Source organism: Klebsiella sp. B345 (assembly GCF_051131735.1).
Taxonomy (GTDB): Bacteria; Pseudomonadota; Gammaproteobacteria; order Enterobacterales; family Enterobacteriaceae; genus Klebsiella.
Genome location: NZ_CP180443.1, coordinates 1,860,145 through 1,879,246, shown reverse-complemented (window position 1 = coordinate 1,879,246; position 19,102 = coordinate 1,860,145). Strand labels below are relative to the sequence as shown.

General features: G+C 59.0%; 18 protein-coding genes. 8 read left to right on the top strand and 10 right to left on the bottom strand.

What is annotated here, in order from left to right; genetic code table 11:
* Positions 1-16: 16 nt before the first annotated feature.
* Complete coding sequence (ascF, locus tag ACMYSO_RS08735) at positions 17-1,459, bottom strand: PTS cellobiose/arbutin/salicin transporter subunit IIBC (RefSeq protein WP_434670146.1); 1,443 nt, start codon at positions 1,457-1,459, stop codon at positions 17-19.
* Between the two features lie 265 nt (positions 1,460-1,724).
* Here ascF and ACMYSO_RS08730 point away from each other — a divergent pair, with 265 nt between their 5' ends.
* The 4 genes from ACMYSO_RS08730 (at position 1,725) to ACMYSO_RS08715 (ending at position 6,670) form a co-directional block, all read left to right on the top strand.
* Positions 1,725-2,738 (top strand): LacI family DNA-binding transcriptional regulator, encoded by a 1,014-nt coding sequence (locus ACMYSO_RS08730; protein WP_434670145.1) that lies wholly within the window; start codon positions 1,725-1,727, stop codon positions 2,736-2,738.
* 147 nt (positions 2,739-2,885) lie between these two features.
* On the top strand, positions 2,886-3,413 hold the full coding sequence (gene hydN, locus ACMYSO_RS08725) for an electron transport protein HydN (RefSeq protein ID WP_123756786.1): 528 nt from the start codon (positions 2,886-2,888) through the stop codon (positions 3,411-3,413).
* Between the two features lie 12 nt (positions 3,414-3,425).
* A complete protein-coding gene (hypF, locus tag ACMYSO_RS08720) occupies positions 3,426-5,660 on the top strand; it encodes a carbamoyltransferase HypF (RefSeq protein WP_434670143.1) in 2,235 nt (744 codons plus the stop codon).
* On the top strand, positions 5,657-6,670 hold the full coding sequence (locus tag ACMYSO_RS08715; RefSeq protein WP_434670142.1) for a HoxN/HupN/NixA family nickel/cobalt transporter: 1,014 nt from the start codon (positions 5,657-5,659) through the stop codon (positions 6,668-6,670). The genes hypF and ACMYSO_RS08715 overlap by 4 nt, the downstream gene beginning before the upstream one ends.
* 58 nt (positions 6,671-6,728) lie before the next feature.
* Here the strand turns inward: ACMYSO_RS08715 and norW are convergent, their stop codons facing one another.
* Complete coding sequence (norW, locus tag ACMYSO_RS08710; RefSeq protein ID WP_434670141.1) at positions 6,729-7,862, bottom strand: NADH:flavorubredoxin reductase NorW; 1,134 nt, start codon at positions 7,860-7,862, stop codon at positions 6,729-6,731.
* Positions 7,859-9,310, bottom strand: a complete 1,452-nt coding sequence (norV, locus tag ACMYSO_RS08705) for an anaerobic nitric oxide reductase flavorubredoxin (protein ID WP_434670139.1) — start codon at positions 9,308-9,310, stop codon at positions 7,859-7,861. The genes norW and norV overlap by 4 nt, the downstream gene beginning before the upstream one ends.
* A 187-nt stretch (positions 9,311-9,497) precedes the next feature.
* On the opposite strand from norV, the gene norR reads away from it, so the two are divergent.
* Positions 9,498-11,042, top strand: a complete 1,545-nt coding sequence (gene norR / locus ACMYSO_RS08700; RefSeq protein WP_434670137.1) for a nitric oxide reductase transcriptional regulator NorR — start codon at positions 9,498-9,500, stop codon at positions 11,040-11,042.
* On the opposite strand, the gene gutQ is transcribed toward norR, so the two are convergent.
* From gutQ to srlA, 7 genes are all read right to left on the bottom strand, one after another.
* Complete coding sequence (gene gutQ / locus ACMYSO_RS08695; protein ID WP_434670136.1) at positions 11,005-11,970, bottom strand: arabinose-5-phosphate isomerase GutQ; 966 nt, start codon at positions 11,968-11,970, stop codon at positions 11,005-11,007. The two genes, norR and gutQ, sit on opposite strands and share 38 nt — an antisense overlap.
* On the bottom strand, positions 11,963-12,736 hold the full coding sequence (gene srlR / locus ACMYSO_RS08690; protein ID WP_434670135.1) for a glucitol operon DNA-binding transcriptional repressor SrlR: 774 nt from the start codon (positions 12,734-12,736) through the stop codon (positions 11,963-11,965). Before srlR ends, gutQ begins: the two co-directional genes overlap by 8 nt.
* 71 nt (positions 12,737-12,807) lie before the next feature.
* On the bottom strand, positions 12,808-13,167 hold the full coding sequence (gene gutM / locus ACMYSO_RS08685; protein ID WP_434670134.1) for a transcriptional regulator GutM: 360 nt from the start codon (positions 13,165-13,167) through the stop codon (positions 12,808-12,810).
* A gap of 70 nt (positions 13,168-13,237) precedes the next feature.
* Complete coding sequence (srlD, locus tag ACMYSO_RS08680; RefSeq protein ID WP_434670133.1) at positions 13,238-14,017, bottom strand: sorbitol-6-phosphate dehydrogenase; 780 nt, start codon at positions 14,015-14,017, stop codon at positions 13,238-13,240.
* 17 nt (positions 14,018-14,034) lie between these two features.
* Entirely contained in the window at positions 14,035-14,397 is a 363-nt protein-coding gene (srlB, locus tag ACMYSO_RS08675) for a PTS glucitol/sorbitol transporter subunit IIA (protein ID WP_434670132.1), read from the bottom strand.
* Between the two features lie 13 nt (positions 14,398-14,410).
* On the bottom strand, positions 14,411-15,388 hold the full coding sequence (srlE, locus tag ACMYSO_RS08670; RefSeq protein ID WP_434670131.1) for a PTS glucitol/sorbitol transporter subunit IIB: 978 nt from the start codon (positions 15,386-15,388) through the stop codon (positions 14,411-14,413).
* Positions 15,385-15,948 (bottom strand): PTS glucitol/sorbitol transporter subunit IIC, encoded by a 564-nt coding sequence (gene srlA, locus ACMYSO_RS08665; RefSeq protein WP_154143960.1) that lies wholly within the window; start codon positions 15,946-15,948, stop codon positions 15,385-15,387. Before srlA ends, srlE begins: the two co-directional genes overlap by 4 nt.
* Positions 15,949-16,246: 298 nt before the next feature.
* Between srlA and mltB the strand changes: the two genes are divergently transcribed.
* The 3 genes from mltB to ACMYSO_RS08650 all read left to right on the top strand — a co-directional run bounded on the left by mltB (position 16,247) and on the right by ACMYSO_RS08650 (position 19,095).
* Positions 16,247-17,323, top strand: coding sequence for a lytic murein transglycosylase B (gene mltB / locus ACMYSO_RS08660; protein WP_434670130.1), 1,077 nt, complete (start codon positions 16,247-16,249; stop codon positions 17,321-17,323).
* Positions 17,324-17,524: 201 nt separating this feature from the next.
* The gene (locus tag ACMYSO_RS08655) at positions 17,525-18,235 is read left to right on the top strand and encodes a metal ABC transporter ATP-binding protein (protein WP_434670129.1); all 711 of its coding nucleotides are present in this window, start codon (positions 17,525-17,527) and stop codon (positions 18,233-18,235) included.
* Entirely contained in the window at positions 18,232-19,095 is an 864-nt protein-coding gene (locus tag ACMYSO_RS08650) for a metal ABC transporter permease (protein ID WP_434670127.1), read from the top strand. Before ACMYSO_RS08655 ends, ACMYSO_RS08650 begins: the two co-directional genes overlap by 4 nt.
* Positions 19,096-19,102: the final 7 nt, after the last annotated feature.

Sequence of the window (19,102 nt, the reverse complement as noted above, 5' to 3'; positions counted from 1 at the left end):
GTTATCAATATTGTGTTCAGGCGTGTGTTGCTTGAATGCTGGCCTGACGCTGTCTGGCGTCGGCGGCAGCCTCTTCAACCGGAATATCTTCGAAGCCGAGTACCAGAGTCAGGATAAACGACAGGACCACCGCCAGCGCCATCACCCCAAAGACCCACACGATAGTCATCGGATTGGCCGGGTCGAAGAACTGCACGCTGGTAAACAGGCCCGGTGCCGCCATCGAGTGGCTGGCAAGCCCGGCGATGCCGGCCACCGCGCCGCAGATAAAGCCGCTGATCAGGCTGGCGATGAGCGGGCGTTTCAGGCGGATCGCCACGCCATAGAGCGCCGGTTCGGAAATCCCGGCCAGAATTGCGGAAGCCGCTGCAGCCAGCGCCGTCTGACGCAGTTCCGGGTTTTTGGTTTTCCAGGCCACCGCCAGCGACGAACCGCCCAGCGACAGGTTAGCACCGATTTCTGACGGCATAACCATGCCCTCTTTACCGGTTTCGGCAATAGTCTGAATAATGGTTGGGGTAAAGACCCGGTGCATCCCGGTCATCACCAGCAGTGGCCAGAGCGCCCCCATAATGGCCACCGACAGCCAGCCCAGATAGCTGTGCACGGTGTACACCAGCGCGGATATCGCGGTGCCGATCCAGATACCGATCGGGCCAATCAGCAGAATCGACAGCGGGGCGGCAATTAACACGATCAGCATTGGTTTAAGGAAGTTTTTAGTGACCGCCGGGGTGATGCGATCGACCCAGCGTTCGATATAGGACAGACACCAGGTCATCACCAGCGCCGGGATCACGGTGTAGGTATATTTCACCGCCGTCACCGGGATAAAGGCGAATTCAACATGCTCGCCCTGGGCGGCTTTGGCCATCAGTTCGATAAAGCTCGGGTGCACCAGAACCCCGGCAATGGCGATGGCCAGCGACATATTGGTTTTGAATTTGACCGCGGCGGAGGCGGCCACCATCAGCGGCAGGAAGAAGAACGCGCCATCGCCGATCACCGTCAGGATCGTCAGGGTTGGCGCCCCTTTTGGCAGTACGCCACTCATCTCAAGGATCATCGCCAGCAGTTTCACCATCGATCCGCCGATAATCGCCGGGATCAGCGGTGACATGGTGCCGATCAGCGCGTCGAGGATCCCGGCGCCGATGCGTCTGAAGGTCAGCGGCGCTTTGCCCTGCGGTTCTGCGGGACGCATATCGCCCGGCAGCAGGTTGACCACTTCGCGATACGCCTGAGAGACGGTATTGCCGATGATCACCTGACACTGGTTATCGCTCTGTACCACGCCGAGCACCCCTTTCAGGCTCTTCAACGCAGCGCTATCCACCCGCGAATTATCTTTGACGACAAAACGCAGGCGGGTCATGCAGTGGGTGACGGCGGCGATGTTTTCAATCCCGCCTGTTGCCGTCAGTATTTGCTGCGCCAGGGCTGCATAATTTTTCGACATCGGATTTTATCCTGTTTAATCAATAGGGTACTAGCTTGTTATCGCCCCATCAAAACGGGGGACGTGGTCGATATGTAGGAAACCGGTTCCACAAAATCATGATGAGTTTCATTGATTCATACAAGATCTAAAAAAATCAGTTTCTCATTTTGTGATTTTGATCGCTTTGTGAGGTGAAAAAGAGTCCACCGTGGCGAGGGTCAACGCTGTAAAAAAGCGAGACGTGCAGTACACTGCGGGCATCTTTTGCAACAGGAAGAACAACATGGCAACGATGCTGGAGGTAGCGAAACGCGCGGGGGTGTCGAAAGCGACCGTGTCCCGGGTGTTATCGGGCAACGGCTATGTCAGTCAGGACACGAAAGATCGCGTATTCCAGGCGGTGGCGGAAAGCGGCTACCGGCCCAATTTGCTGGCGCGCAACCTGGCTACCAAAAAGAGCCAGACGCTGGGGCTGGTGGTGACCAATACCCTCTATCACGGAGTCTATTTCAGCGAGCTGCTGTTTCACGTCGCGCGAATGGCGGAAGACAAGGGGCGGCAGCTGATTCTGGCCGACGGCAAGCACAGTGCGGAAGAGGAGCGCGAGGCGATCCAGTATCTGCTCGACCTGCGCTGCGATGCGATTATTATCTATCCCCGCTTTCTCAGCGTCGATCAGATGGATGACATCGTTGAGAACCACAGCCAGCCGATTATGGTGCTCAACCGCCGCCTGCGTCGCAACGCCAGCCATTGCGTCTGGTCCGATCAAAAAGCCTCGGCCCTGGCGGCGGTGGAAAAACTAATTACCCGCGGCCACCGCGATATCGCGTTTATTACCGGTTCGCTGGACTCGCCGACCGGTATTGAGCGTCTATCCGGCTACAAAGACGCGCTAGCGCAACACGGCATTGCGCTGAATAACGATCTGATTGTCGAAGGGAAGTGGACCCCGGAAACCGGCGCCGCGGGCGTGGAAACGCTGCGCCAGCGTGATGTTCGTTACAGCGCGCTGGTGGCGAGCAACGATGATATGGCAATTGGCGCCATGAAACAGCTGCATCTGCAGGGTATCAAGGTGCCGGAAGAGGTGTCGGTGATCGGTTTCGATGACATCGTGCTGGCGCCGTATATGGTTCCGGCGCTCTCCAGCGTTAAAGTCCCGGTGACGGAAATGATCAAAGAGACCATTAACCGGCTGATCTTTATGCTCGACGGCGGCGATTTAAAATATCAGCAGACCTTCCCCGGCGAGCTGATTGAGCGCGACTCGATAGCCGCCGGTCCCGACGCCTGACGTCGACATCTGTCATCGTCAGATGTGACGATGACAGAATCTCCCTCCGGTACTCCTGTTGTTAATTCCCTTTATTATCATAATGATAAAAATTGGAACGTATTATGCATACTCCGCCGCGTAACCTTCTTACTGCTGGAGAAATGGATGAACCGTTTCATTATTGCCGACGCGAGCAAATGCATTGGCTGCCGCACCTGTGAAGTGGCCTGCGTGGTCTCTCATCAGGAAAACCAGGACTGCGCGGCGCTGACGCCCAAATCCTTCTTACCGCGTATCCACGTGATCAAAGGCGTAAACGTCTCTACCGCGACCGCCTGCCGTCAATGTGAAGACGCACCCTGCGCGAACGTGTGTCCAAATGGCGCGATCAGCCGGGATAAAGGGTTTATTCACGTGATGCAGGAGCGCTGCATCGGCTGTAAAACCTGCGTTGTGGCCTGCCCGTATGGCGCGATGGAAGTCGTGGTGCGCCCAGTTATTCGTCATAGCGGCGCCGGGCTGAACGTCATGGCGGAAAAAGCCGAAGCCAATAAATGCGATCTCTGCCATCACCGTGAAGCCGGCCCGGCCTGTATGGACGCCTGCCCGACCCACGCGCTGATCTGCGTTGACCGTAATAAGCTTGAGCAGATGAATATCGAAAAACGTCGCCGCACGGCACTGGCCTGGTAAGGCGTCAGCATCATGAACGGGGGGCAAATTCGCATTCGCGGTAAAGTCCAAGGGGTGGGGTTCCGCCCCTTCGTCTGGCAGCTGGCCCGGCAGCTCGGGCTGCGCGGCGATGTCTGCAATGACGGCGACGGAGTGCTGGTGCGCATCGTCGGCGATGAGACGGCGTTTGTTGCCGCGCTGGCTCAGCAGTGTCCGCCGCTGGCGCGCATTGATAGCGTGCAGAGCGCGCCATTCCACTGGCAGACGCTGCCTCAGGATTTTGCGATCCGCCACAGCGAGGGCGGGAGCATGCGCACCCAAATTGTCCCGGATGCCGCCACCTGTCCGGCCTGCCTTGCGGAGATGAATGATCCGCAAGAGCGCCGCTACCGCTACCCGTTTATTAACTGCACCCACTGCGGTCCACGCTTCACCATTATTCGCGCGATGCCCTATGACCGGCCGTCAACCTCAATGGCGCCGTTTCCGCTCTGTCCTGCCTGCGAGGCGGAATATCGCAACCCTGCCGACCGTCGTTTTCATGCCCAGCCGGTCGCCTGCGCCGACTGCGGCCCGCGTCTGGAATGGCGCGCCGAGGGCGAAGTGCTGTACGGCGAGGAGGCACTCCAGGCGGCGATCCAGCGCCTGAAGTGCGGCCAGATTGTGGCTATGAAGGGGATCGGCGGCTTTCACCTGGTCTGTGATGCCGGTAATTCCCAGGCGGTGACCACGTTACGTCTTCGTAAACATCGCCCGGCGAAGCCGTTAGCGGTGATGCTGCCAGTGACCGAAGGGCTCCCGTCGGCAGCGTTGGCTTTACTGACCACGCCCGCGGCCCCCATCGTCCTGATAGATAAATCACAGGTGGTTGGCCTGTGTGATGAGATTGCGCCAGCGCTGAAAGAAGTGGGGGTGATGCTGCCGTCTAATCCGCTGCAGCATCTGGTTTTACAGGCGCTGGCGCACCCTGTTGTGATGACCTCCGGCAACCTCAGCGGGCGGCCACCGGCGTTAAGCAACGCCGACGCGCTGCGCGACCTGGCGGGGATTGCCGACGGTTTTCTGCTGCACAACCGTGACATTGTCCAGCGTATGGATGACTCGGTGATACGCCAAAGCGGCGAGATGCTGCGCCGCTCGCGGGGCTACGTACCGGACGCGATGCCGTTACCGCCGGGGTTTCATGACGTGCCGCCGCTGCTGTGTCTCGGCGGCGACATGAAAAATACCTTTTGTCTGGCGCGTGGCGATGAGGCGGTGCTGAGCCAACACTTTGGCGATCTCGGCGATGAGGGCGTTGAAGCGCAGTGGCGCGAGGCGCTGCACCTGATGCAGGATATTTACGCCTTTACCCCCCAGCGGGTGGCGGCGGACGCCCATCCCGGCTATCGCGCCTCGCAGTGGGCAGCATCGCTGACCCTGCCGGTCGACAACGTCCTTCATCATCATGCCCATGCTGCCGCCTGCCTGGCGGAACACGGCTGGCCGCTGGACGGCGGGGATGTTATCGCCCTGGTGCTTGACGGTATTGGCATGGGGGAAAATGGTGCGCTGTGGGGCGGGGAGTGTCTGCGGGTTAACTACCGTGAGTGTGAACGCCTCGGCGGATTGCCGGCGGTGGCGCTGCCCGGGGGGGATCTGGCGGCTCGTCAGCCATGGCGCAATCTGCTGGCCCAGTGCCTGGCGTTTGTGCCGCAGTGGCAGAACTATGCTGAAACCGCCGCGCTGCATCAGCATAACTGGCAGCTGCTGGCGCAGGCCATCGCGCGGGGAATCAATGCGCCGCTGGCGTCGTCCTGCGGACGACTGTTTGACGCGGTGGCCTGCGCCCTGGCGTGCGCCCCGGACAGCCTGAGCTATGAAGGTGAGGCGGCCTGTCAGCTGGAAGCGCTGGCGACGGTTTGCGAAGGCGTTGCCCATCCGGTCAGCATCCCCTGGCGTGACGGTACGCTGGATCTGGCGACGTTCTGGAAGCTGTGGCTGGGGTGGCAGGCCACGCGGGAACAGAAAGCCTGGGCATTTCATGATGCGTTGGCCTGCGGACTGGCGACGATGGTCCGGGATTGCGCGACATCGCGCAGCGTGACGACGCTGGCCTTTAGCGGAGGAGTGCTACATAACCGCCTACTGGTCTCGCGATTGACGTTTTATCTGGCGGATTTTACTCTGCTGTTTCCGCAACAGTTACCTGCCGGAGATGGGGCGATCGCCTATGGTCAGGCGGTCGTTGCCGCCGCGCGCTGGCAGGCTCACAGGACATCACCATGATAGTGACGATTTTACGCCAGCAGCCGCGCGCCGCGGTGCTGGTTGGGGGGCTGATTCTGGCGAATGTCTTGGCCTGGATCTGGGCCTGGCAGGCGTTTGGCGACAGCGGTGCGCTGATGGCGGCCAGTCTGCTGGCGTGGGGATATGGCCTGCGTCATGCGGTGGATGCCGATCATATTGCGGCAATTGATAGCGTCACCCGTAAAATGATGCAGCAGGGGCGCCGGCCTTTCGGCGTCGGGGCGTGGTTTTCATTAGGCCATTCGTCGATTGTGGTGCTGGCCTCGGCGGCGATTGCCGCGACGGCCACCGCGTTCGGGCAACAGATGAGCTGGTTTCATGATACCGGCAGCGTGATCGGCACCGCGGTGTCGGCGTTGTTTTTATTGCTGATGGCGTTTGTGAACCTGGTGATTTTGCGCAGCGTCTGGCGTAGTTTTCAGGCGTGGAAGAAGGGCGGTAGCCTCAGCGATGAGGTGGCGACCGGCGGCGGCATGATGAGCTGGCTGTTTGGCAAGACCTTCCGCCTGATCAGCCGCAGCTGGCAGATGTATCTGGTAGGTTTCCTGTTCGGGCTGGGGTTTGATACCGCCACCGAAATCGGCGTGCTGGGCATTTCTGCCGCCAGCGCTTCGAGCGGGATGTCCATCTGGTCCATCATGGTCTTCCCGGCGCTGTTTGCCAGCGGAATGGCGCTGGTGGATACCCTCGACAACGTGCTGATGGTGGGGGCGTATGGTTGGGCATTCAGTAAGCCGCAGCGCAAGCTCTATTACAATATGACCATCACCGGAACCTCTGTGGTGGTGGCGCTGTTTATTGGCGGGCTGGAGGCTTTGGGACTGCTGATGGATAAGTTTTCGCTCAGCGGCGGCCTGTGGCGCTGGGTTGGCGCGCTGAACGATAATCTCGGCGATGCCGGGTTTGTGGTGGTCGGGCTGTTCGTCGCCTGCTGGGTGCTGTCAGTGCTCAACTATCGCTGGCGCGGATACGACAACCTGGCGCGTTGATATTTGCCCGGAGGCGGTGCTGTGCGCCGCCTCCGGGAATAACGTCAGTTGACCCTGATTAACTGACCAGCTGTTTGAGTAGGGCAAAGGCGTCTTTCATACGGTCCTCGCTGACCACAAACGCGCGTAGCTGGTTGTCGGCGTCAACGCCTCTCGCAACCAGACCGTCTTTGGCGGCAACAATATTCCATGTTAAATCGTCACGCTGGGTTGCGCCTGCCAGGTGCAATGGTAAATCCGGCGTTTTGACCTTCACCAGCATCGGCGGCAACGTCAACGCTCCCGACTGTCCCAGCAGATTTTTACTCAGGCACATGGCGCTGAGCAGAATCGGCTGCAGAAATGGCAGCACTTTGCCGTTAATTTCGGCGCAGTCGCCGAGGGCAAAAATCGCCGGATGGCTGCTGCGCAGATGGCTATCGACCATCACGCCACGATTAACCTCAAGGCCTGCCCGACGCGCCAGCGCGGTTTCCGGGCGCAGCCCGGCGGCGGCAACCACCGCATCCACGGTTACGCTGCGCTGGCGATCGACGGTCACGCGGATGCCGTCAGCGGTTTTCTCCAGCCCTTCGAGCTGGGTTTTCAGCATCAGGTGCACGCCCATATCGGCTAACCGATGCTGCAGTCGGCTGCTGGCCTCCGGTGGCATCAGCGCCGACAGCACGCTGGCGGAATTGTCGACCACCGTCACTGCTTTGCCGGCGCGGCAGAAATCCATCGCCAGCTCGCAGCCAATCAGCCCGCCGCCGACGATCAGCACCCGCCGGGCATCACGCAGCTGGCTGTTCGCCGCGCCATATTCTCGCTGGCTGTTCAGGGTCAGCATCAGCTCGCGCCCCGGTACCGGCGGGATAAACGGCGCGGCACCGGTCGCCAGCACCAGCTTGTCATAGCGCCACTCGCGGTCCTGGCTCTTCACCAACTGATTCCCGGCGTCGATATCGCTGACCCAGGTATGCGGAAACAGGCGCAGATTGTACTGCTCGGCAAACTCACCCGCCGTTTGCAAGGTCAGGTCGTCGGCGCTTTGACCGCGGCTGATGACGTGGCTGAGATCCGGTTTGTTGTACTCATCCATGCTGTCGGCGGCGATCAGCGTCAGCGGAACCTGGGCATCCTGCTTACGGATATTTTTCACCAGCTGACGGGCCGCAAAGCCCGAGCCGATGATGACGATGCCATCACTCATTTTGCCTCCGTTGCCAGAACGTCAAAGACCTCTTTGCCGAGAGAGCACTCAGGGCACAGGAAGTTATCCGGTACCTCGCTCCACGGGGTGCCCGGCTGGACGTCCTGGTTCGGTTCTCCTTGCGCCGGATCGTAAATCCACTGGCAGACGCTGCACTGCATTGACGGACCGAGGTCAGCCGCGGCCGCCGCTGCGCAGGCGCAGTCACTCTGCTCCGCCGGGCTTTTTTTATCAGCGCTGACCGGCAGCGGGGAGAGTGCCCACTGGCGGGCGATTTCACGGCCGTGCTCGCGGCAAATATCCAGCGCATCCATGTCCGGGCGCCATTTGGCCTTCAGGCTCAGGGACATCTCAAAACCGGCATCCTGTAAGCGGGTGGAAAGCCTGTCCACCGCGCCGCCGCTCCAGCCGTGAGAGCCAAAAGCGCTGGCACGTTTATTACGAAAACGCAGGCCGGTCATCTCTTCCACCAGACCAGCGATTTTCGGCATCATGACGTTGTTCATGGTGGAGGTGCCCACCAGCACCCCTTTTGAGCGGAACACGTTGGTCAGGATCTCGTTCTTATCGCTGCGGGCGACGTTAAAGATTTTTACCGCCACGCGGGGGTCGATGTCGGTGATGCCCTGGGCGATAGCGTCCGCCATCATGCGGGTGTTGTTGGACATAGTGTCGTAGAAGATGGTGATGCGATCTTCCTGATAATCCGCCGCCCATTTCAGGTACATTTCGACGATTTGCGTCGGGTTATCGCGCCAGACCACGCCGTGGGAGGTGGCAATCATATCGACGGGCAGATTGAAGCCGAGGATTTCGGTAATTTTGGGCGTCACCAGGCGGCTGAACGGCGTCAGGATGTTGGCGTAGTAACGCTGGCACTGTTCGAACAGCTCGGTCTGGTCCACTTCATCATTAAACAGGTGCTCGTCGCAGTAGTGCTGGCCGAAGGCATCGTTGCTGAACAGCACCGCGTCGCCGGTCATGTAGGTCATCATGCTGTCCGGCCAGTGCAGCATCGGGGTTTCCACGAAGATCAGCTGTTTACCGTTGCCGAGATCGAGGCTGTCGCCGGTTTTCACGACGTGGAAATTCCATTCCGGGTGATGATGATGGCCGGTAATGGAGTCGATGGCGTTGGCGGTGCAGTAAATCGGGGTGTCCGGGATGCTGTTCATCAGCTCGGTCAGCGCGCCAGCATGGTCTTCTTCCGCATGGTTAATGACGATGTAGTCGATATCGGCGAGGTCGATTTCGCTGCGCAGGTTTTGCACGAACTCGCGGCTGAATTTATGATCTACGGTATCAATCAGCACATTTTTCTCTTCGCGGATCAGGTAGCTGTTGTAGCTGCTGCCGCGCAACGTTTTGTATTCGGTACCGTGGAAATCACGCACTTCCCAGTCGCGTTGGCCAACCCAATGAATGTTATTTTTAACCAGAATAGACATAGCAACCTCAATTAATTCAGCATTGTTCTAAATAAGATGGTTTGCTTATATCAAGTTGCATGCCAACTTTTTAATGCGTTGATTTTAGTTGATTTATTTTTTTTATTAAAATCTTTAATGTCAAAGTGACAATGGTTAAAATAGTCTTTATGACTATTTTGGTTGTCAAAATGACAATGAGGCAGCGATGCGCTTTTCCGTGGACGTGCTGGCGAAGATCGCCATTGATTTACAAAGCGATATCGGCCATGCCGACCGCTTCTCTCGCCTGATTGCAACGCTGCGCCAGGTGCTGGGCTGTGATGCCTCGGCGCTGCTGCGTTATGAGGCGCATCAGTTTGTACCGCTGGCGATCGACGGACTGGCTGAGGATGTGCTGGGGCGGCGCTTTGCGCTGGCGGGCCACCCGCGGCTGGAGGCGATTGCCCGCGCCGGGGACGTGGTGCGTTTCCCGGCGGACAGCGACCTGCCGGACCCCTATGATGGCCTGATTCCCGGCCATGAGAGCCTGAAGGTGCATGCCTGCGTGGGGCTACCGCTGTTTGCCGGGCAGACCCTGATTGGCGCGCTGACCCTCGACGGTATGGAGGCCGACCGCTTCGATAGTTTCAGTGACGAAGCGCTACGCTTGATAGCCGCGCTGGTGGCGGGGGCGTTGAATAACGCGCTGCTTATTGCGCGGCTTGAGAATCAGAACGTGCTACCAGAGGCGAGTGTTCGCTATACGCCCCCGGACCATCAGGAGATTATCGGGCTGTCGGCGCCGATGGTGCAGCTGAAAAAAGAGATCGATATCGTCGCCGCCTCGGATTTGAACGTCCTGATCAGCGGTGAAACCGGCACCGGCAAAGAGCTGGTGGCGAAAGCGCTCCATCAGGGATCGTCCCGGGCGGCCAATCCACTGATCTATCTGAACTGCGCGGCGCTGCCGGAGAGCGTAGCGGAAAGCGAGCTGTTTGGGCATGTGAAAGGGGCCTTTACCGGAGCGATCAGCAACCGTAGCGGCAAGTTTGAAATGGCCGATAACGGCACCCTGTTCCTCGATGAAATTGGCGAGCTGTCGCTGGCGCTGCAGGCCAAGCTGCTGCGGGTACTGCAATATGGCGATATTCAGCGGGTAGGGGATGACCGCAGCCTGCGGGTTAACGTGCGGGTGCTGGCGGCCACCAACCGCGACCTGCGCCAGGAGGTGATTGAAGGCCGGTTTCGTGCCGATCTCTATCACCGCCTGAGCGTCTTCCCGCTGTCGGTGCCGGCGCTGCGCGAGCGGGAAGATGACGTGGTGCTACTGGCGGGCTATTTCTGCGAGCAGTGTCGGTTACGCATGGGGTTAGGGCAGGTGGTGCTCAGCGATGCGGCTCGTTTGGGGCTGCGCAAGGCACCGTGGCCGGGCAACGTTCGCGAGCTGGAACATGCCATTCATCGTGCGGTGGTGCTGGCGCGGGCGACTCAGACGGCGGATGAGGTACGGCTGGAGCCGCACCATTTCCAGTTTGCCGCCGGAGCGTCACTGCCGCCTGCCGCAACGCCGGTCGCGCTGCAGCACACGATCAATCTGCGCGAGGCAACCGAGGTGTTCCAGCGCGGGGCGATTTCCCGCGCCTTAGCGGATAACCAGCGTAACTGGGCGGCGGCGGCGCGGGCGCTGGAGCTGGACGTCGCCAACCTGCATCGGCTGGCGAAGCGTCTGGGGCTTAAAGGATCCCGGCCTGATAAAAGTTCTGCAGGTTAATGGCACCCACCAGAAGACCGTTTTCATCAACCACCGGCGCGGCGCTGATTTTGTGCTTCATCAGCCGTTCTTTGGCTTCTACCGCGCGGCTTTCGGCCTGAAGGGTGACGCCGTTGCGGGTCATCGCCTGGCTGACGGTATCGTCCAGCGTGCCGCCGCCTACCAGCCAGCGGCGCAGGTCGCCGTCGGTGAAGACGCCCTGGACGCGGTTTTGTCCATCGCAGACGGCAACCAGCCCCAGCCCGGTACGGCTGAGTTCCAGCATCGCGTCCATCACCCGGGTATCCAGTTCAACCCGCGGCACATCGCCATCGCGACGCATCAGGTGGTGAACCTTGTTCAGCAGTCGTGCGCCGAGCGCGCCGGCCGGGTGCGAGCGGGCAAAATCTTCTTCATTGAAACCGCGTGCCTGCATCACCGCCATCGCCAGCGCATCGCCGAGCATCAGGGTGTTGACGGTACTGGAGGTCGGGGCCAGGTGCATCGGGCAGGCTTCACGCTCCACGGTGATATCCAGCACCGCTTTTGCCGCCAGCGCCAGCGGTGAGGTGGATTTGCCGGTCATCGCCAGCAGCGGAATGGCTTTTTCTTCCAGACGCGGGACGATGAGGTCCAGCTCTTTGGCGCCGCCGGAGTAGGATATAAACAGCATCACGTCGCGGCCATCGAGCATCCCGAGGTCGCCGTGCAGCGCTTCCGCCGGATGAACAAAAAAGGCCGGGGTGCCGGTACTGGCGAAGGTGGCGGCCAGCTTTTTGCCAATGTGGCCTGATTTACCGATACCGGAGACCACCAGCTTTCCTTCGCAGTGGAGGATGGTTTCCGCTGCGCGGATGAAGTCGTCGCCCAGGCGCTCAGGCAGGCGGCTGGCCTCCTGTAACTCCAGTAACAGGGTCTGGCGTCCGGCTTCTAACAGAAAGTTACTCATGTTCTTCTCCAGTAATAATCACTTCTATGCCTTGCGCTTCCAGCGCCCGCTGGAAGGCCGGGTCGATGCCCGCATCGGTAATCAGCTTATCTACGCGCTCAAGGCCGCAGACAATATTCGGGCTTTTACGGCCAAACTTTGATGAGTCGGCCATCAGGATCACTTCTCTGGCGGCATTGCACATGGCTTTGCTGACGGTATACACCTCGTTGAAGGTGGTGACGCCCGCGTTGAGGTCGATGCCGTCTGTGCCCATAAACAGCTTGTCGAAGCTGAACTGTTCGAAGGCATTTTCCGCCAGTTGGCCATGAAAGGAAGCCGACTTTTTGCGGAACGTGCCGCCGGGCATCAGGATCGTTTGTTCATTATCCAGCTCGGAGAGGGCATTGACGATGTGCAGGCTGTTGGTCATCACCGTGATGTTGTTGAAGCAGCTGAGCAGCGGCACCATTTGCAGCACCGTGCTGCCAGCATCAAGAATGATCGAGTCGCCGTCATGGATATAGCGCACCGCCATTTCGGCGATTCGCGCTTTTTTATTGGTGTTAATCAGTGTCTTGTGATCGATAGGTGGATCGGGTTCGTCCTTGTTGAGGACCACGCCGCCGTAGGTGCGAATCACGGTCCCGGCATTTTCGAGGATCACCAGGTCTTTGCGAATGGTGGTGCCGGTGGTATCGAAGTGCTGCGCCAGCTCTTCAACCGAGCATTTCCCCTGAGATTGCAGGTGCTCAAGAATGGCTGCCTGGCGCTGACGTGGTTTCATAGCGGTAGTATCCTATCCTGCGTAAAGTTTCGAAGTGATAATTTCGCAAGATATTTACTTTTACAACGAAATTATACATGTTTCGGTTTAAGCGCTAATGATAGTGCATTCTGACAGAGTGAATCCTGGGGGAAGATCATATCTGGCTGCAATTCCTCGCGATATTGCCCGTTAATTGCCGGGATTTTGGTCGGGCGGGCGAACACCGTTAGCCCTTTCATCAGCAACGTGTCACGCACGCGGTCGTGCTCGTCAAAGGCAATAGCCACGATTGCCCGTGGTTTGAAGCGGCCCGATGAGCGGCCTACTCCGACTCGCCCCTGCTGGCAGAGCTGGTCAAAGGCGCGGTTGAACTGGCGAATCTGCCAGCCGCCAAAGGCGAGCTGGGTTATCCAGGCGATCGCCGCGACGGTGATTAATGCACTAACCATAACAGTCTCCTCAAGATGGGTGCCGGGAAGAACCCGGGTTGCGGCGCGAGCGCCTTACCCGGGCTTCTGTTTAAAACATGACCTGACCGCCGGTGACGTTGATCGACTGCCCGGTGCAGTAGGACGCCTGTGGGCTGGCGTAGAACATCAGTACGTTCAGGACATCCTGATAATCACAGCCGCGCTTGAGCGGGACCTTGTCGATGTAATATTGCTCGACCTCTTCTTCGGCGATGCCCAGTTTGCTGGCGTACTGCGGCAGCAGCGACTGGAACATCGGTGATTTCAGCAGGTTCCCCAGCATCAAGGCGTGGACGGTAATACCGTATTCCGCCAGATCCAGCGCCAGCGACTGGGTCAGCCCGACGCCGCCAAACTTCGCCGCGCTGTAGCCAGAATTGTGCTTGCTGCCCACTTTGCCGGATTTGGAGTTGATCTGAATAATTCGCCCCTTGATACCATCGCGAATCATCAGTCGCGAAAATTCGCGAGCGCAGAGGAAGTAGCCTACCAGATTCACCTGCAGTGAACGGTCAAAATCACCGAGGGCAAAATCGCTGATAAAGGCCGCTTTGGCGATCCCGGCGCTGTATACCAGCAGATCCACACGGGCGAAAATTTCGTCCACCCCACGGGCGAGTGCCATTACGCTGGCCTCGCTGGTGGCGTCGGCGCCAAAGCCGTATGCCTTCCCTTCACCATATTCGTCGTTGATAGCCTGGGCGACGCGCGTGGCTTTATCGCTTTGGATATCCACAACCGCGACACGGTAGCCCTGAGCGGCAAGGCCCCGACACAAAAACTCACCTAAGGTTTGTCCACCGCCGATGACAACAGCAACCTGATTCATAGTGTTCTCCTTCCAACTTAAGCAACAAATTTCAGTATGCAACCGGGAGCGAGCGCTTCCGGTACGGGGCCGGCAACGTGCACCGTCCCCGGAAACTCCGCCTCGCGATGGCCATCAAAGCGCAGCGTGATATGGCCCAGTTCGCGCAGATTCTGTTCGGCGACCTCGCCAACGGCGGTTACCGGATAGCGCCGTTCGCCCAACTGGAGCTCGGCACCAGCCGCCAGTGCGCCGGATAACTCGCCGTGGTTGTGAATAAAGCAATACTCTTCGATATCCGCCGGCGCCCCTTCGCGGAAGGTAATTAACATCTGCTCTTCGAGCGCCATCGTCGCGCTGGCGCCGATACGGGTAATGGTGGTCTGGTAAATCACGGTCATCGTCAGGCACCTCTTATTGATAAATAAATCCGGAAACAAACCAGGCGATCAACACCGTCGGCGCGCCGGTCAGAAAACGTCCCACCAGCACCGACGGGACCCCGACACGAACCGTGTCCTGACGCGCTTCGGCCAGCGACAGCCCTACCGGGATAAAGTCGCAGGCGGCCTGGGCGTTAATGGCAAACAGGGCGGGAAGCGCAAGGTGAGGGGGAATATTGCCGAGGCCAATCTGCACGCCGATCAGCACGCCAATGACCTGAGCGATTACCGCGCCTGGGCCGAGGAACGGCGACAGCAGCGGGAAAGAGCAGATGAGCGCCAGGGTTACCAGCCCGAGCGGATTACTGGCAAGCGGTGCCAGGCCGTGGGCAATCCAGTCGCCGATGCCTGAGGCCATAATGATGCCGATCAGCGCCGATACGAACGCCATAAACGGCAGGATTGTTTTCAGTACCGTGTCGATGGTGTCGCGCCCGGACTGGAACAGCACCGCTACTACGGAACCCATGCCCATGCCGACCTTCGCCAGCAGGCCATCGCTCTGCTCGGTAATTTTTTTGCTGGTGTCGTAATCCCGCGGAGCGGGCTGGCTGGTTTTCTGTTCTGCTGCTGCCGGGCTGGTATCGCTCAGCAAATGGATGTTCTCTTCTTTTACGCCGGAGACGTAAATATCCTCGACGATATACTGTGCCAGCGGGCCGGATTTGCCGGTCGCGTGGATATTGACGGTCGGGATGCGCCGTTTCGGATAGAGGCCACAGCGTAACGTTCCGCCGCAATCAATAATAGCGACGCCGATCTCCTCCTCCGGTGGTTCCCCTTCTTTGAAACCATCGACGGCCTGCCAGCCGGTGATGCTTGCGATTTTGTCGACGATCGTCGGGCGGGTGCCGGCGGTAATGTAGACGATTTTTTTGCCGGCAACGGCGTCCAGCTCAAGCGGGCCGCCCCAGCCGCTGGCGCCTTTTTCAATACGAATACGGGTCATGAGGTTGCTCCGGAGAGATGGACTTTCTGTTCAAGCTGGATGCCCATTTTTTTCTCAAAGATTGAGGTGGTCAGGTCGGTGACCCAGCCACGGAAGAAGTTGGTGACCAGACCGACCAGCAGATAGCTCACCGCCAGCGGCCCTAACGGCAGGCCAAGGGTGGTCAGTCCGCTGGCAATCCCGAGGTAGACGAACAGCTCGCCGGGGTTGATATGGGGAAACAGGCCGTTCATGGAGTGACAGCTGTAAGAGGCCGCCGCGTAGTAGCTGGGTTTGTACTTCTCAGGCATAAAGCGCCCAAGGCTCAGGGTCATCGGGTTACAGAAAACAAAGGTGCCGATGCAGGGCAGCAGCAGATAGCGCGAGATCGGGTTGCCTGCGCAACGTTGCGCCAGCTTTTCGATCCGCCGCTGCCCGATAAAGTTGATCAGCGCGTTCATGATCACCAGCAGACTGATCAGAAGCGGCAGGATCCCGGTCACCATCCCGGTAAATACCTCGCCTCCCTTCTGAAACAGGCCGATAAACCATTCGGCGCCGTGGGTAATGACTTCAATCATTGTGTTCTCCTTCAGAGTGTTATTTTTCTTGCTAACTGGCAGCTGATTTTAATCACTTTGAAAGGTTAAAAAGTGTTAATTTGATCTCAAAATGAAAGATAAATATTTTATTGTGAAAGTTATTGCGCCAGAAACGACGTTTTGAGCACATAAAAAGGGGAAGAGCAGACCGGTGGTAAGAGAAAAGCGGGCGGTATGAACAGGACTATTTTATCCGCAAATACATTGCCGCTTTCTTGTTGGCGGCCACATGCTTTACCATAATTACCCTTTGCCAAACTTGTTAAATGGATGTCCCATGTTGAAGCGTCGCTATCTGGCTCTACTTCCCCTGTGTGTTCTCCTTGCTGCCTGTAGCAGCAAACCTAAAGCCACCCCAGAAGCGGAGACGACGGGAGGAGGGGGCGGTTTTTTGCTGGAGCCGCAGCATAACGTGATGGCGATGGGCGGTGATTTCGCCAACAACCCGGCGGCGGAGCAGTTCATCGACAAAATGGTGAGCAAGCATGGCTTCGACAGACAGCAACTGCATGAGATCCTCTCCCAGGCAAAACGTCTGGATTACGTCCTGCGCCTGATGGACCGCCAGGCGCCAAGCGGCCTGCCGCCGTCAGGGCCTAACGGTGCCTGGCTGCGCTACAAGAAACAGTTTATTACTCCTGATAACGTGCAAAACGGCGTCGTATTCTGGAACCAGTATCAGGATGCGCTGAACCGTGCCTGGCAGGTTTACGGCGTGCCGCCGGAAATCATCGTCGGGATTATCGGTGTGGAAACCCGCTGGGGTCGCGTGATGGGGAAAACCCGGATCCTCGACGCGCTGGCGACGCTGTCGTTTAATTACCCGCGTCGTGCCGAGTATTTCTCCGGTGAACTGGAAACCTTCCTGCTGATGGCGCGCAGCGAGCAGGATGACCCGCTGGATCTCAAAGGCTCGTTCGCCGGGGCAATGGGCTACGGCCAGTTTATGCCGTCTTCATATAAGCAATATGCAGTCGACTTCAACGGTGACGGGCATATCAACCTGTGGGATCCGGTGGATGCCATCGGTAGCGTGGCGAACTACTTCAAACAGCACGGCTGGGTGAGCGGTGACCAGGTTGCGGTCCAGGCGCTGGGTCAGGCACCAGGTCTGGAGAATGGGTTCAAAACCAACTACAGCATTTCGCAACTGACGGCGGCAGGGCTGACGCCAACGCAGCCGCTGGGTAACCATCAGCAGGCCAGCCTGCTGCGCCTCGATGTCGGCACCGGTTATCAATACTGGTACGGCCTGCCGAACTTCTACACCATCACCCGCTATAACCACAGCACCCACTACGCCATGGCCGTCTGGCAGTTGGGTCTGGCCGTTTCTCAGGCCCGCGGGCAGTAAGCCTTTCTCTGATGCTCCCCTCGTCCTGAGGGGAGTCTGTTACATTTCGCAGCATTTCCCCTCGTTGACGTTGATTTACATTTTTCTGCTGATGCAATATTGTTACGTTATAACATATTAACTTGGTGAAATGATGACGTCTCTGTTTATGGCCTCCGCGGTGCGTCGTGTCGCCGTGGCCTGCACCCTGCTGGCGCTACTGTGGCTGGCGACCTGGTGGGCGGTCACGCTGCCATGATTGAACTGGATCACCTGGTAGCAGGTTACGAAGCGCTGGCGATTACGCCCGCCCTAAGCGGCACGATCGCCGCGGGCAGTATGACGGCCATTGTCGGGCTGAACGGCTGCGGTAAATCCACGTTGCTGAAGACCCTGGCCGGCTTTATTCCGCCGGTGAGCGGCAGACTAAGCTGGACGACATCGCGCCCGGTGATTGGCTGGCTGGCGCAGCGGCACGCCCTCGAATCGCAGTTTCCTCTGACGGTGCAGGATGTAGTGAGCCAGGGCGCCTGGCCGCACCTCTCTTTGCAGCGCGGCATACGCGGAGAATTCCGTCGGCGTATCGGTGCTGCGCTGGAGCGCGTCGGGCTGGATGCAATGGCGAAAACGCCAATAGAAGCGCTCTCCGGCGGGCAGTTTCAGCGCATGCTGTTTGCCCGGGTCATCGTGCAGCAAGCGCCGCTGGTGATGCTGGATGAGCCGTTTACCGGCATCGATGAATCCACCAGCCGCGAGCTGATGGCGCTGATCCTCGAGATGCATCAGCAGGGTCAGACGGTGCTGGCGGTGCTGCACGATAACCAGCGCGTCGCCGACTATTTTCCGGAAACGCTGCTGCTCGAGTCACAGCGTGCCCGCTGGGGCACGACGGATGCAGTTCTTCCGGCTTTTGACTCGGCGAGGCTGGCATGATCTGGCATACCTTCTTCCAACCGTTTATCGAATTCGGCTTTATGCGCCGTGCGCTGGTGGTGTGCCTGGCGCTCTCACTGAGCACCACCATGCTCGGCGTCTTCTTGCTGCTGCGACGCATGAGCCTGATGGGTGATGCGCTGTCGCACGCGATCCTACCCGGCGTTGCGGTGGGTTACCTGCTGAGCGGCATGTCGCTGCTGGCAATGACGATTGGCGGCTTTATCGCCGGTATCACGGTGGCGCTGGTGGCGGGCTGGGTCAGTCGACGCACGCCGTTAAAAGAAGATGCCAGCTTCGCCGGGTTTTACCTCGGATCGCTGGCGTTAGGGGTGACGCTGATTTCACTGCGCGGATCCAGCGTCGACCTGTTGCATTTGCTGTTTGGCTCGATTCTGGCGGTGGATAACGATGCCGCGCTGTTTGTTGCCGGGGTCGCCAGCCTGACGCTGATCTGCATAGCGCTGCTCTATCGCGGGCTGGTGAATGAGGCCTTCGACAGTGCCTGGCTGCAGGTGAACCACCCGAGGCTGCCGGCGCTATTGCACGGCCTGTTTCTGGCGCTGCTGGTACTCAATCTGGTGGCGGGTTTTCAGGTTCTGGGGACCCTGATGGCCGTTGGCGTGATGATGCTGCCTGCGGTTGCCGCCTGCTGCTGGGCGCGCACGTTACCCGGGATATTACTGCTGGCGGCCTTGAGCGGGGCCTTCTGTGCGTGGATGGGGTTGAGCCTGTCGTGGGCGGCGAATTTACCCGCCGGCCCCTCCATCGTGCTGACCGCCAGCGGGATCTTTTTTATTTCACTCTTTTTTGGCACACGCAGCCGACTGGTCGTCAGCTGGCGTAAATTAATGGGGTAAGGACAAA

Coding starts and splice junctions, on each gene's coding strand:
- mltB (WP_434670130.1), top strand. CDS start 16,247: ATGTTGAAGCGTCGCTATCTGGCTCTACTTCCCCTGTGTGTTCTCCTT.
- srlR (WP_434670135.1), bottom strand. CDS start 12,736: ATGAAACCACGTCAGCGCCAGGCAGCCATTCTTGAGCACCTGCAATCT.
- norW (WP_434670141.1), bottom strand. CDS start 7,862: ATGAGTGATGGCATCGTCATCATCGGCTCGGGCTTTGCGGCCCGTCAG.
- srlE (WP_434670131.1), bottom strand. CDS start 15,388: ATGACCCGTATTCGTATTGAAAAAGGCGCCAGCGGCTGGGGCGGCCCG.
- gutQ (WP_434670136.1), bottom strand. CDS start 11,970: ATGAGTAACTTTCTGTTAGAAGCCGGACGCCAGACCCTGTTACTGGAG.
- srlD (WP_434670133.1), bottom strand. CDS start 14,017: ATGAATCAGGTTGCTGTTGTCATCGGCGGTGGACAAACCTTAGGTGAG.
- ascF (WP_434670146.1), bottom strand. CDS start 1,459: ATGTCGAAAAATTATGCAGCCCTGGCGCAGCAAATACTGACGGCAACA.
- hypF (WP_434670143.1), top strand. CDS start 3,426: ATGAACGGGGGGCAAATTCGCATTCGCGGTAAAGTCCAAGGGGTGGGG.
- hydN (WP_123756786.1), top strand. CDS start 2,886: ATGAACCGTTTCATTATTGCCGACGCGAGCAAATGCATTGGCTGCCGC.
- srlA (WP_154143960.1), bottom strand. CDS start 15,948: ATGATTGAAGTCATTACCCACGGCGCCGAATGGTTTATCGGCCTGTTT.
- norV (WP_434670139.1), bottom strand. CDS start 9,310: ATGTCTATTCTGGTTAAAAATAACATTCATTGGGTTGGCCAACGCGAC.
- ACMYSO_RS08650 (WP_434670127.1), top strand. CDS start 18,232: ATGATCTGGCATACCTTCTTCCAACCGTTTATCGAATTCGGCTTTATG.
- ACMYSO_RS08715 (WP_434670142.1), top strand. CDS start 5,657: ATGATAGTGACGATTTTACGCCAGCAGCCGCGCGCCGCGGTGCTGGTT.
- norR (WP_434670137.1), top strand. CDS start 9,498: ATGCGCTTTTCCGTGGACGTGCTGGCGAAGATCGCCATTGATTTACAA.
- ACMYSO_RS08730 (WP_434670145.1), top strand. CDS start 1,725: ATGGCAACGATGCTGGAGGTAGCGAAACGCGCGGGGGTGTCGAAAGCG.
- gutM (WP_434670134.1), bottom strand. CDS start 13,167: ATGGTTAGTGCATTAATCACCGTCGCGGCGATCGCCTGGATAACCCAG.
- srlB (WP_434670132.1), bottom strand. CDS start 14,397: ATGACCGTGATTTACCAGACCACCATTACCCGTATCGGCGCCAGCGCG.